We start from the raw sequence: 12,135 nt of genomic DNA on the forward strand, positions 1-12,135 counted from the left end.
AACAGTGGTCGTAGTGGTTCCGCCAGCCTACGGCCCACGAGTGAGCCGTGGTGGCCGTTCACTCCCTGTTGAGATTGGCGTACGGCCTGTACGGGGCAAGGAGTGGGTGTACGGCTACGTGGGAGGTGGCGGCGACGCATGACGAGCATGTCTAGGGCGCGAGTGGCCCGGCGCATCGCGGCCGGAGCGGCGTACGGCGGTGGCGGGGCCGGACTGGTCGGCGCGGCCGCCGTCGGTCTGCTGCTGGCGGAGGTACGGCTGGCCCGGCGCCATGTGGGCAACGGCAGCGGGGGCCGGGTGCCGGTGGCCGACGGCGTGTACGGCCACACCTACGAGGTCCCCGGCGAACCGCCCCTCAGGCTGACGCTGCTCGGCGACTCGACGGCGGCCGGACAGGGCGTGCACCGGGCGGGCCAGACGCCGGGGGCGCTGCTGGCGTCGGGGCTCGCGGCGGTGGCCGAGCGCCCGGTGGACCTGCGCAACGTCGCCGTGCCCGGAGCCCAGTCCGACGACCTGGACCGCCAGGTGGCGTCGGTCCTCGCCGCCCCGACGCCCGTTCCCGACGTCTGCGTGATCATGATCGGCGCGAACGACGTGACCCACCGGATGCCGCCGACCCGTTCGGTACGGCACCTGTCGGCGGCGGTACGACGGCTGCGCACGGCGGGCGCCGAGGTGGTGGTCGGCACCTGTCCCGACCTCGGCACGATCGAGCCGGTGCAGCAGCCGCTGCGCTGGCTGGCCCGGCGGGCGTCCCGGCAGCTCGCGGCGGCCCAGACGATCGGCGCGGTGGAGCAGGGGGGCCGCACGGTGTCGCTGGGCGACCTGCTGGGCCCGGAGTTCCAGGCGAACCCGCGCGAGCTGTTCGGTCCGGACAACTACCACCCCTCGGCGGAGGGCTATGCGACAGCGGCGATGGCCGTCCTGCCCACCGTCTGCGCCGCCCTCGGCCTGTGGCCGGCCGAGGAGGAGCGCCCGGACGTGACGCGCCGCGAGGGCTTCCTGCCGGTGGCCCGCGCCGCGGCCGAGGCGGCCTCGGAGGCGGGCACGGAGGTCACGGCGGCGATGCCGACGGGGCCGCGGGGACCGTGGGCGCTGCTCAAGCGGAGGCGGCGGCGCAGGGTGCCGGAGGCCGAGCCGGCGACTCCGTCGATCTGACCCAAGCAAGCGCTTAGAAAACTGCGGTCAGTGTCACACCACCACACCAGTGACCTGGTTCATACGTACGGGTAACTTCCCAAACGGCCCTGCTCACACAACACCGCCCACTGGAGCCGTGATGCCCGAAGCCGTCATCGTCTCGACCGCCCGCTCCCCCATCGGCCGCGCCGTCAAGGGCTCCCTGAAGGATCTGCGCCCCGACGACCTGACCGCCACGATCATCCAGGCCGCGCTCGCCAAGGTCCCCGAGCTGGACCCCAGGGACATCGACGACCTGATGCTCGGCTGCGGCCTGCCCGGCGGCGAGCAGGGCCACAACCTCGGCCGTATCGTCGCCGTGCAGATGGGCATGGACCACCTGCCGGGCTGCACGATCACCCGCTACTGCTCCTCCTCCCTGCAGACCAGCCGCATGGCCCTGCACGCCATCAAGGCCGGCGAGGGCGACGTCTTCATCTCGGCCGGTGTCGAGACGGTCTCCCGGTTCGTGAAGGGCAGCTCCGACGGCCTGCCGGACACGCACAACCCGCTGTTCGCCGAGGCCGAGGCCCGTACCGCCGCCGTGGCCGAGTCGACCGGCTCCACCTGGCACGACCCGCGCGAGGACGGCCTGGTGCCCGACCCGTACATCGCGATGGGCCAGACCGCCGAGAACCTGGCCCGCGCCAAGGGCGTCACCCGCCAGGAGATGGACGAGTTCGGCGTCCGCTCGCAGAACCTCGCCGAGCAGGCCATCAAGAACGGCTTCTGGGAGCGCGAGATCACCCCGGTGACCCTTCCGGACGGCACGGTCGTCAGCAAGGACGACGGCCCCCGAGCCGGCGTCACCCTGGAGGGCGTGGCGGGGCTCAAGCCGGTCTTCCGCCCGGACGGGCTGGTCACGGCCGGCAACTGCTGCCCGCTCAACGACGGCGCCGCGGCCGTCGTCATCATGTCCGACACCAAGGCCCGCGAGCTGGGCCTGACCCCGCTCGCCCGCATCGTCTCCACCGGTGTCTCCGGCCTGTCCCCCGAGATCATGGGCCTCGGCCCGGTCGAGGCCAGCAAGCAGGCCCTGCGCCGCGCCGGCCTGACCATCGACGACATCGACCTGGTCGAGATCAACGAGGCCTTCGCCGCCCAGGTGATCCCCTCCTACCGGGAGCTGGGCATCGACATCGACAGGCTGAACGTCAACGGCGGCGCCATCGCCGTCGGCCACCCCTTCGGCATGACCGGCGCCCGTATCACCGGCACGCTCATCAACTCCCTGCAGTGGCACGACAAGCAGTTCGGCCTGGAGACGATGTGCGTCGGCGGCGGCCAGGGCATGGCGATGGTCATCGAGCGCCTCAGCTGACCCACCGTCCGTAGCGGGACAGGCACGTCACGTCAGGAATCGGCCCGGATCCGAGGAAACACCACGGATCCGGGCCTTTCCGTGATCCAATCTCCCCCAGGATGTGACCTATCTCGCTCGCCCGGCGTATAAGTGCAGGTCAGCGCGGGTCGGCGCGGTCTGCGAGGAATCCACAGAGCCAAAGTCCTGTCCGTTTCGTGACGTTACGCACTGACAGCTGGTTAGTCCACCCTTCAAGCTGATGTAGGAAGTCGGGGGTCGACTTTGAACCGGGAGAACGTCAGTGAGCGCCATGCCGATCGCCCTGCTGCTCACCACGGCCGCCACCGGCGCCGTGGGCGTCGCCGTCCTGCGCACCGTTCTCAAGCTGCGCCGTCAGCTCGGTGAGCTGCAGCGGCAGCTCACCGAGAACCAGCAGGCCGCCACGCGCGCCCTGCTGCCGAGCGCCCGCTCCCACGCCGACCAGATACGCGCGGCCGTGGCCGAGGCGCTCGCCGAGGAGCGGGAGCGGGAGCTGGCCGAGGCGCGTGCCTTCTGGGCCGCCCAGGAGGCGCGTGACGTCTCCGACGCCCCCTCGCTGCTCGGCCTGTCCGACGCCGATCTCTTCCTGCCCCGGCAGAGCGACTTCGCCGGCCTGGAGCCCGTGTCGGAGCCGACCGCCGAGGCCGACGAGTTCGCCGGGGAGTCCCCGGAGCTGGCCGCGGCCCGCCGCCGCCACCCCTCGCACCCCGACTTCGTCCCGGCGCAGTCCCCGGCCGTGAACGACCACGAGCGCACGGTGACCACGCTGGAGCAGCTGGCCGCCGACCGCGTCGAACTCGCCGACGTCCGCCCGGGCCCGCTCGGCACCCTCGACGTCTACGTCTTCGCCGACGGCACCACCCTGTGCATGACCCCGGGCCACCGCGAGACCGCCGAGCGCCTGGCGGCGGCGGTGGAGACGGGTGACACCCCCTACCTCCTCGGCGGCTCCGGCATCTCCGGTGCGTACACCCTCACCTTCGCCTGCGGCGAGGAGATGGTCTACATCCTCGCCGACCGGGTCATCGCGTCCCTGTAACGGGCCCCGCAAGGGGCTCAGACCCCCGCCCGCCGCCGCGCCTCCTCCACCAGCTTCACAGCTTCGGTGACTTCACCGTCGCTGCGCAGCACCAGCTCCAAGTCGTGCGCGGCCACAAGAATCTGATCGGCCGCCGCAAACATCCCCGCGTCCGGCATCTCCCGGGGTTCGCTCCCGGGCTCCTCGACCCGCTGGGCCCACCGGGCCAACTCCCTGGCCAGTGCCAGAGCCTCGGCCGCGGCTCCTCTCTGCAGCCGGCTCTGCGGGGCCGCGCGCAGCCGGTCGGCGAAGTGATCCACTGCTTGGGTCAAGGGCGTCGTATCAACCACGCGCCGAGCGTAACGCGCCGCACTGTTGCCAATACGCGAACGCTCAGGCACGGTGACGTGAAGGACCGGCTTACATCCCCTTTGCGTTCGGAGGCGCCGATGTCCCAGCTCTTCTCCGAGGAGACCCACCGCAATCTGCTCGCCCGCATCCCCCACTGCACCGGTCGTGAAGTCTCCGACTGGCTGCGCACTGTAGAAGAGGGCCCCGCCCTGGTCCGCTTCGAGGAGAAGGTCAGCTGGCTCAGGCACGAGTACGACCTCGCGTACGGCCACGCAAAGGCCATCGTGCACGAGTACGACTTGAGGAGGGCGGCCCGCAAGCTGCTCTAGAGCGCGACAGGGCCCCGGGCTGTGACAGCCCGGGGCCCTTCGCCTGTCCGGCACGCTCGCCGAACGGCGCAACCGCTAGTCGTTGTTGGTGAAGATCGCCACCAGCCGCAGCATCTCCACGTAGATCCACACCAGGGTCATGGTGAGACCGAACGCGGCGAGCCAGGACTCGTTGCGCGGCGCGCCGTAGGCGATGCCGTCCTCGATCTGCTTGAAGTCCAGCGTGAGGAAGAAGGCGCCGAGCAGGATGGCGAAGATGCCGACGAGCGCGCCGAGCGGGCCGAAGCTGCGCAGGCCGCCGTTCTCCGCGACGCCGAACACCACCAGCAGCAGGTTGATCGCCATGACGACCATGAAGGCCATCGCGATGGCGAGGCCCATCCGGGCGTAGCGGGCGGTGACGCGGATCCAGCCCGCCTTGTAGACGAGCAGGGTCGCGCCCGCGACCGCCATCGTGCCGAGCACCGCCTGGAACGGGGCGCCGCTCCAGCGGCTGTTGTACATCTCGCTGATGACGCCGAGGAAGACACCCTCGAACGCGGCGTACCCCAGGATCAGGGCGGGCGACGGGGTCCGCTTGAAGCTCTGGACCATCGCCAGGACGAACGCGATCAGCGCGGAGCCGACGGCCAGGCCGTAGCTCGTCGTCGACACCGGCAGCAGCGCCCAGGCGAGGACGGCGCCGAGGGCGACCGTGCCGAGCGTCATGGCCGAGCGGACGACGACGTCGTCCATGGTCATCCGGTCGGTGGTGACCGGGGCCTGCGGCGGCGCGCCGTACTGCACGCCCTGCTGGGCATACGGGTTCTGCGCGTAGGGGTTCTGCGCATACGGGTTGCCCTGTGCGTACCCGGCCTGCGGTGCGGTGTTGAAGCCGGCGTAGCCGTTGTCGCGGCTGAACCCCCGTCGCGAGAAGACCGGGTTACTGCTCCTCATCTCACTCCTCCATGGCTGCCGTGCGCAGCCTTGGCTCAAAGCGTAATGGATTGGCAAAGGATCGACCATGATACTTGAGGAGGATCTTTCCCCTGCCCTGCTGACCAACACGCTACGCGGGACGGCGATTCCCGGCCATGGGTGATCGCGATCCATGACGAACCTGCTACCGAACCGAGAGAAAACCGCCCGGTCGGCCTACCCGAGGGGGAACCCGGTGTACGCCTCGGCCAGGTCGGTCCCGGCCGCACGGGAGGAGGCGATCCGCTCCAGCCGGGCCTGCTGCAGGCGTCCGTCGAAGGCCGTGGCGTCGGGGGCGGGGTGCAGCAGGGTCGTCATGTCGTAGGAGAACCGCTCGGCCTGCCAGACGCGGCGCAGGCAGGTTGCGGAGTAGGCGTCGAGGAGGTCCGGGGAGCCGGTCTCCTTCTCGTGGACGAGCGCCCGGGCGAGGGTGACGACGTCGCCGACGGCGAGGTTCAGGCCCTTGGCGCCGGTGGGCGGGACGATATGGGCGGCGTCACCGGCGAGGAAGAGCCGGCCGTGGCGCATCGGCTCGTGGACGAAGGAGCGCATGGGGGTGACCGACTTGTGGGTGATGCGGCCGCGCTCCAGCCGCCGGCCGTCCGTCGTCTCGCAGCGCCGCTGCAGTTCGTCCCAGATCTCCTCATCGCTCCACTCCTCGGCGTCCGTTCCGGCGGGCACCTGGAGATAGAGGCGCGAGACGGACGGCGAGCGCATGGAGAGCAGGGCGAAGCCGCGGTCGTGGCGGGTGTAGACGAGTTCGTCGTGCGAGGGCGCGACATCGGCGAGGATGCCGAGCCAGGCGTAGGGGTACGTCCGCTCGAACGTGCGCGAGAGCGCGGCCGGTACGGCACCCCGGGAAACACCCCAGAACCCGTCGCACCCGGCGACGTAGTCGCACTCGAGCACGTCCTCGCGGCCCTGGTACCGGAAGGGGATGCGCGGCCGGTCGCCGTCCGCGCCCTGCACCGCGAGCGCCTGCGCCCCGAACAGCAGCGGCCCGCCCTCCTTCAGCTGCAGGGCGACGAGGTCCTTGCAGACCTCGGTCTGGGCGTACACCCACACCGACCGTCCGCCGGTCAGGCCGGGGAAGTCGACGCGGTGGCGGCGGCGGTCGAAGCGCAGCTCGATGCCGTCGTGCCGCAGCCCCTCCCGGTCCAGCCGCTCCCCGGCGCCCACGGCACGCAGGACGTCGACCGTGCCCTGCTCCAGGATCCCGGCGCGCTGGCGGTGTTCGACGTAGGCGCGGTCGCGGCCCTCCAGGACGACCGAGTCGATGCCCGCGCGGTGCAGCAGCCGTGCGAGCAGCAGCCCGGCCGGTCCCGCCCCGATGATCCCGACGGTCGTGCGCATCGGCTCCGCCCCTTCCCGTAGTGCCGCTCATGCCAGGTGGTTCGTCTGGTGAAATTTTCTTCACCGACTTTCGAGCGTTGAGTCTCCGCCGGGATGCAACCGATGTCAATGGACAAGAGGACGCGGTGGTGCCCGGAGCCGGACTTGAACCGGCACGCCCGCGAAGGGGCAGCGAGGTTTAAGCTCGCCGTGTCTGCATTCCACCATCCGGGCAGGCCATGGGCTCCGCGTCGAGGAGTCCGAGCCTATCGGGACCCATCCCCCGAACAGCGGAAGGGCGGACCGATGTTGTCTTATTTTATTGAGGTCTGAGGGTGCATCAGCCCGTGGAACGCGCCATCCGCACTTGCCAAACAGCGTGACGTGACAGGGGCAGGTGTGTACGTGGAATGACGGAATTTCACCGTCCGAACGAGGGCGTTCCACCTGTTCTCGACATCGTCCGACACCATTTCGACGACGCCTCCACCGTTCCTCGATTCCCTCTCGATTGCACCTTGAGCACATCTCGAGTGCGGCTCGGTGGCGGCTTCCGCAATTTCCCGAGCGCGGCCCGGCGGCACCGCCCGCGAGTCGGCCGCCGCTCAGGGTCCGCCGTCCTCCCCAGGTATGACACGGCGCCCTTGCGTCCGACCCGAGTCGCCCCCCGGAACGGGAACAGCGACTGACTACACGCGCCGCCCGCGCCGGGAGGATGGAGCAGTCCCCAGGAACACACGTCATCCCCGACAGGAGCACTGTCCCGTGACCACCACACCCCTCGCCGGCCGGACCACCGCAGTGGCCGCACGCGCCACGGAGCTGTCGAAGATCTATGGGCAGGGTGAGACCCGGGTGGTCGCCCTGGACCGGGTCTCCGTCGACTTCCGGCAGGCCGAGTTCACCGCGATCATGGGCCCGTCCGGCTCGGGCAAGTCCACGCTGATGCACTGCGTGGCGGGCCTCGACACGTTCTCCTCCGGGTCGGTGCGCATCGGCGAGACCGAGCTGGGCTCCCTGAAGGACAAGCAGCTCACCAAGTTGCGCCGGGACAAGATCGGCTTCATCTTCCAGGCCTTCAACCTGCTGCCGACGCTGACCGCGCTGGAGAACATCACCCTGCCGATGGACATCGCGGGCCGCAAGGCCGACAAGGCGTGGCTCGACCGGGTCATCCAGATGGTCGGCCTGTCCGGGCGGCTCAGCCACCGGCCCTCCCAGCTCTCCGGCGGCCAGCAGCAGCGCGTGGCGGTCGCCCGTGCCCTCGCCTCCAGGCCCGACATCATCTTCGGCGACGAGCCGACCGGAAACCTCGACTCGCGCTCCGGCGCCGAGGTGCTCGGCTTCCTGCGCAACTCGGTGCGTGAACTGGGCCAGACGGTGGTCATGGTGACCCACGACCCGGTCGCCGCCGCCTATGCGGACCGCGTGGTCTTCCTCGCGGACGGCCGGATCGTGGACGAGATCCACGGCCCGACCTCCGACGCCGTCCTCGACCTGATGAAGCAGTTCGACGCGAAGGGCCGTACCAGCTGATGTTCCGCACCGCCCTGCGCAACGTCCTCGCGCACAAGGCCCGGCTCCTGATGACCGTGCTCGCCGTCATGCTCGGCGTGGCGTTCGTGTCCGGGACGCTGGTCTTCACCAACACCATCTCCGACGCCTACCAGAAGAGCAGTGCCAAGGGCTTCGACCAGGTCGACGTCGCCGTACACCCCAAGTACCAGGGCTCCGAGGGCGACAAGGTCGGCCGAACGCCCGATCTGACCCAGGCGCTGCTGCAGAAGTCCTCGGGGGTGCCGGGCGCGGCCTCCGCGACCGGTGTCGTCAGCGGCTTCACCGCCCTCGCCGACAAGGACGGCAAGCTGGCCGGCGGCGACTGGCAGTCCACCGGCGGCAACTACTGGGGTACCAAGGACGCCCGTTACCCGCTGGTCAGCGGTCACGCCCCGCACGGCAGGGGCGAGGTGCTGATCGACTCCAGGACCGCCGAGCGCACCGGCTACAAGGTCGGCGACACCGTGCGGCTCTCGGTCGACGGCCCGGTCCTGACCCCGAAGGTCGCGGGCGTCTTCACCACCGACGACGGCAACGTCGCGGCGGGCGGCAGCCTCACGCTCTTCGACACCCCGACCGCGCAGGCGCTGTTCGGCAAGAAGGGCGGGTACGACGAGATCGACGTCAAGGCCGCGGCCGGTACCAGCCAGTCCGCGCTGAAGGCGGAGCTGGACAAGGCCCTGCCCGCGCACCTGGTGGAGACCACCACCGGCAAGCAGCTCGCCGACGACCAGGCGAAGGCGATCGCGAACTCGATGAGCGGCCTCAAGCAGGCGCTGCTGGTGTTCGCCGGCATCGCGCTGTTCGTCGGCACGTTCATCATCGCCAACACCTTCACCATGCTGGTCGCCCAGCGCACCAGGGAACTGGCCCTGCTGCGCGCGGTCGGCGCCTCGCGCCGCCAGGTCACCCGCTCGGTACTGATCGAGGCGTTCGCGGTCGGTGCGGTCGCCGGTGTGACCGGTCTGGCCGCCGGTATCGGCATCGGCGCGGGCCTGCGCTCGCTGCTCGGCTCCTTCGGCGCGAGCGTGCCCGACGGACCGCTGGTGATCAGCCCCGGCACCGTGGTGGCCGCTCTCGCGGTCGGCATCCTCATCACCATGCTGGCCGCCTGGCTGCCCGGCCGCCGGGCCGCGAAGATCCCGCCGGTGGCGGCGATGAGCAGCGTGCACGCCAAGGCCACCACCAAGTCGCTGGTGCTGCGCAACACGTTCGGCGCGCTGTTCGCGGGGGCCGGTGTCGCGGTGGTCCTCTCGGCCACCACGATGAGCGCCGACTCCGCCCAGGGCCCGATGGGCATCGGCGCGGTCCTGCTCATCATCGGCGTGTTCATCCTGACCCCGCTGCTGTCCCGCCCGCTGATCGCGGCCGCCGCCCCGGTGCTGCGCGTCTTCGGCGTCTCGGGCAAGCTGGCCCGGCAGAACTCGGTGCGCAACCCGCGCCGTACGGCGGCCACCGCCTCGGCTCTGATGATCGGCCTGACCCTGATCACCGGCATGACGGTGATGGCGGGCAGCCTGCAGGCGGCGATCGACAAGATGGCGTCCTCGGCGATCCGCGCGGACTACGTCGTCTCGATGGCCAACCGCTCCCCGCTCTCCCCGAACGTGGCGGAGAAGCTCGCCACCACCGACGGCGTCACCGCCAGCAGCCCGCTGCGCAACGCCGCGTCCCGGATCGACGGCAAGTCCGAGTACCTGACCGGCGTCGACGGCGCGTCCATCACGAAGCTGACGGACCTGAAGGTGGACGACGGCTCCTTCACGGTGGGCGGCTCGCAGGTCGTCGTCGACAAGGACCGGGCCAAGGAGTACGGCTGGACGCCCGGTTCGCACTTCACCGCGCACTTCGAGGACGGCAAGGCGCGGCAGCTGACGGTCGCCGGTGTCTACGAGGGCAACGACATGATCAACGGGATCATGCTCGACAACAAGGTCCTCACCCCGCACCTGAAGGACCCGGCCGACATGCAGGTCATGGTCAAGACGGCGTCCGGCGCCTCCGAGGCGACCAAGGAGCGGCTGGCGAAGGTCCTGGGCACCAACCCGGCGATCAAGATCCAGGACAAGCAGGACATCTCCAACAGCATCGCGCAGGTCTTCTCGACGATGCTGAACATGCTCTACGGCCTGCTCGGCATGGCGGTGATCGTCGCGGTCCTCGGGGTCATCAACACCCTGGCCATGTCGGTCTTCGAGCGCTCCCAGGAGATCGGCATGCTCCGCGCGATCGGCCTGGACCGCAAGGCCGTGAAGCGGATGGTCCGCCTGGAGTCCCTGGTGATCTCCCTGTTCGGCGGGGTGCTCGGCATCGGCCTGGGCGTGTTCTTCGGCTGGGCGGCCGGTCAGCTGCTGGGCACGAAGATGCCGACGTACGAACTGGTCCTGCCCTGGGGCCGGATGGCGGTCTTCCTGCTGCTGGCGGGCCTGGTCGGCATCCTGGCCGCCCTGTGGCCGGCCCGGCGCGCGGCCCGGCTGAACATGCTCGCGTCGATCAAGGCCGAGTAGCCGTACGGCATCAGCAGGAGAAAGGCACCAGCAAGAAGGGGGCCTCGCCGTCGCGAGGCCCCCTTCGCCGTACGGAGCGTCAGGCGTTCCAGGTCCGGGTGCGCAGGGGCAGTCCGGAGGCGCCCGAGTCGGGCGTGCGGACCGCCAGGACCTGGTTGACGCCGATGCGGTTGCGCTCGAAGGCGAGCGCGGAGGCGGCCATGTACAGCCGCCAGACACGGGCGCGGCCGGGGCTGGTGAGCCGGACCGCGTGGTCCCAGTCCGCCTCCAGGTTGGTGACCCAGCGGCGCAGGGTGCGGGCGTAGTGCTCGCGGATGGACTCCACGTCCCGCACCTCGAACCCGGCGCGCTCCAGCTGGGTGACCGTGGTGCCGATCGGGGCCAGCTCGCCGTCGGGGAAGACATAGGAGTCGATGAAGTCGTCCACGTGGTACGCCGATTCGTCGTGCTGCGGGCGGCGGGCGATCTGGTGGTTGAGCAGCCGTCCGCCGGGCTTGAGCAGGCCGTGCAGCCTGCGGGCGTACTCCAGATAGCGTTCGGCGCCGACGTGTTCGGCCATGCCGATGGAGGAGATCGCGTCGAAGGGGCCGTCCGCGACGTCCCGGTAGTCCTGGACCCTGATCTCCACCCGGTCGGCCAGACCCGCGTCGGCGACCCGCTTGCGGGCGTGGGTGGCCTGTTCCTGGGAGAGGGTGACCCCGACGACGCTCACGCCGTGCTCGCGGGCCGCGTGCAGGGCCATGGAGCCCCAGCCGCAGCCGACGTCCAGCAGCCGCCGGCCCTCCTTCAGGCCGAGCTTGGCACAGACGAGTTCGAGCTTGTCGCGCTGGGCGGACTCGAGGGTTGCGTCCTCCTCCCAGTAGGCGCACGAGTACACCATGGACGGGCCGAGGACGAGTTCGTAGAAGTCGTTCCCGACGTCGTAGTGGTGGCTGATGGCCCGCTTGTCGGTGTGCCGGGTGTGCAGATGCCGGCGCGGCCTGCGGACCTCCTCGCGTGGCGGGGCGGGCGGCAGGGGCGGCCCGGCGAGCCTGAGCAGTTCGCGGGCGGCGGCGCGGACGCCGGGGTCGCGCGCGGCCTGGAGAAGGCCGCGGGAGTCCTCCCCGCGCTCCCACACCAGTCCCGCCATCGCCTCGAGCGCGGTGTACAGGTCGCCCTCGACGTCCAGGTCACCGGCGACCCAGGCGCGGGCGAGGCCCAGTTCACCCGGTTTGAACAGCATGCGGCGCAGGGCACGGCGGTTGCGGACGACCAGTGCCGGCGCGTTCGGCGGCCCGGCCTGTGATCCGTCCCAGGCCCGAATCCTCAGCGGGAGCGGTACTCCCAGCATCTGTTCGGCAAGACTCCTCAGCCGCGACGCGGCGTCGGCCATGGCGCACACCTCCAAGACGTCGATCCCGGATGCCGGTTACCACGTAAACACCGTCGGCCCTTCGGCGCAGTCCCGCAAAGGAGTTACAACGGGGCAAAATAGTTGTAGCGGCCATGTAGATGGCCGGTCCACAAACGCCGGAAGACCTCCCGCACCACGGATGGCGGGAGGTCTTCCGGTTCGTTCATCGG

10 protein-coding genes and 1 tRNA gene are annotated in these 12,135 nt (G+C 70.4%); 6 read left to right on the forward strand and 5 right to left on the reverse strand.

The genetic code is table 11. The features are described from left to right. Positions 1-138: 138 nt before the first annotated feature. The 3 genes from GQF42_RS19115 to GQF42_RS19125 all read left to right on the forward strand — a co-directional run bounded on the left by GQF42_RS19115 (position 139) and on the right by GQF42_RS19125 (position 3,560). Complete coding sequence (locus tag GQF42_RS19115; protein WP_199272724.1) at positions 139-1,158, forward strand: SGNH/GDSL hydrolase family protein; 1,020 nt, start codon at positions 139-141, stop codon at positions 1,156-1,158. A 121-nt stretch (positions 1,159-1,279) separates the two neighbouring features. Continuing rightward, positions 1,280-2,500, forward strand: a complete 1,221-nt coding sequence (locus GQF42_RS19120; protein ID WP_158921518.1) for an acetyl-CoA C-acetyltransferase — start codon at positions 1,280-1,282, stop codon at positions 2,498-2,500. Between the two features lie 283 nt (positions 2,501-2,783). Next, positions 2,784-3,560, forward strand: coding sequence for a hypothetical protein (locus tag GQF42_RS19125; RefSeq protein ID WP_158921520.1), 777 nt, complete (start codon positions 2,784-2,786; stop codon positions 3,558-3,560). 17 nt (positions 3,561-3,577) lie between these two features. Here the strand turns inward: GQF42_RS19125 and GQF42_RS19130 are convergent, their stop codons facing one another. Then, positions 3,578-3,889: a hypothetical protein gene (locus tag GQF42_RS19130; protein WP_199272725.1), complete on the reverse strand. Its 312-nt coding sequence runs from the start codon at positions 3,887-3,889 to the stop codon at positions 3,578-3,580. 99 nt (positions 3,890-3,988) lie between these two features. Here GQF42_RS19130 and GQF42_RS19135 point away from each other — a divergent pair, with 99 nt between their 5' ends. Further along, entirely contained in the window at positions 3,989-4,219 is a 231-nt protein-coding gene (locus tag GQF42_RS19135) for a DUF4287 domain-containing protein (RefSeq protein ID WP_067045839.1), read from the forward strand. A gap of 75 nt (positions 4,220-4,294) precedes the next feature. Here the strand turns inward: GQF42_RS19135 and GQF42_RS19140 are convergent, their stop codons facing one another. The 3 genes from GQF42_RS19140 to GQF42_RS19150 form a co-directional block, all read right to left on the reverse strand. Beyond that, on the reverse strand, positions 4,295-5,155 hold the full coding sequence (locus GQF42_RS19140; protein WP_158921524.1) for a Bax inhibitor-1/YccA family protein: 861 nt from the start codon (positions 5,153-5,155) through the stop codon (positions 4,295-4,297). A gap of 198 nt (positions 5,156-5,353) precedes the next feature. Continuing rightward, the gene (locus GQF42_RS19145) at positions 5,354-6,529 is read right to left on the reverse strand and encodes a 4-hydroxybenzoate 3-monooxygenase (RefSeq protein ID WP_158921526.1); all 1,176 of its coding nucleotides are present in this window, start codon (positions 6,527-6,529) and stop codon (positions 5,354-5,356) included. Positions 6,530-6,655: 126 nt separating this feature from the next. Beyond that, positions 6,656-6,742: transfer RNA gene (locus tag GQF42_RS19150), tRNA-Leu, on the reverse strand. 531 nt (positions 6,743-7,273) lie between these two features. On the opposite strand from GQF42_RS19150, the gene GQF42_RS19155 reads away from it, so the two are divergent. Together GQF42_RS19155 and GQF42_RS19160 are read left to right on the forward strand one after the other, a co-directional pair. Continuing rightward, positions 7,274-8,044: an ABC transporter ATP-binding protein gene (locus tag GQF42_RS19155; RefSeq protein ID WP_158921528.1), complete on the forward strand. Its 771-nt coding sequence runs from the start codon at positions 7,274-7,276 to the stop codon at positions 8,042-8,044. Continuing rightward, the gene (locus GQF42_RS19160) at positions 8,044-10,572 is read left to right on the forward strand and encodes an ABC transporter permease (RefSeq protein WP_158921530.1); all 2,529 of its coding nucleotides are present in this window, start codon (positions 8,044-8,046) and stop codon (positions 10,570-10,572) included. Before GQF42_RS19155 ends, GQF42_RS19160 begins: the two co-directional genes overlap by 1 nt. 79 nt (positions 10,573-10,651) lie before the next feature. Here the strand turns inward: GQF42_RS19160 and GQF42_RS19165 are convergent, their stop codons facing one another. After that, complete coding sequence (locus tag GQF42_RS19165; protein ID WP_158921532.1) at positions 10,652-11,944, reverse strand: class I SAM-dependent methyltransferase; 1,293 nt, start codon at positions 11,942-11,944, stop codon at positions 10,652-10,654. Positions 11,945-12,135: the final 191 nt, after the last annotated feature.

It is taken from the genome of Streptomyces broussonetiae (genome assembly GCF_009796285.1).
In the GTDB taxonomy this organism is placed as follows: Bacteria; Actinomycetota; Actinomycetes; order Streptomycetales; family Streptomycetaceae; genus Streptomyces; species Streptomyces broussonetiae.

Excerpts from the sequence above, each read along its gene's own strand:
- GQF42_RS19115 (WP_199272724.1), top strand. The coding sequence starts at position 139 with ATGACGAGCATGTCTAGGGCGCGAGTGGCCCGGCGCATCGCGGCCGGA.
- GQF42_RS19140 (WP_158921524.1), bottom strand. The coding sequence starts at position 5,155 with ATGAGGAGCAGTAACCCGGTCTTCTCGCGACGGGGGTTCAGCCGCGAC.
- GQF42_RS19165 (WP_158921532.1), bottom strand. The coding sequence starts at position 11,944 with ATGGCCGACGCCGCGTCGCGGCTGAGGAGTCTTGCCGAACAGATGCTG.
- GQF42_RS19145 (WP_158921526.1), bottom strand. The coding sequence starts at position 6,529 with ATGCGCACGACCGTCGGGATCATCGGGGCGGGACCGGCCGGGCTGCTG.
- GQF42_RS19160 (WP_158921530.1), top strand. The coding sequence starts at position 8,044 with ATGTTCCGCACCGCCCTGCGCAACGTCCTCGCGCACAAGGCCCGGCTC.
- GQF42_RS19120 (WP_158921518.1), top strand. The coding sequence starts at position 1,280 with ATGCCCGAAGCCGTCATCGTCTCGACCGCCCGCTCCCCCATCGGCCGC.
- GQF42_RS19135 (WP_067045839.1), top strand. The coding sequence starts at position 3,989 with ATGTCCCAGCTCTTCTCCGAGGAGACCCACCGCAATCTGCTCGCCCGC.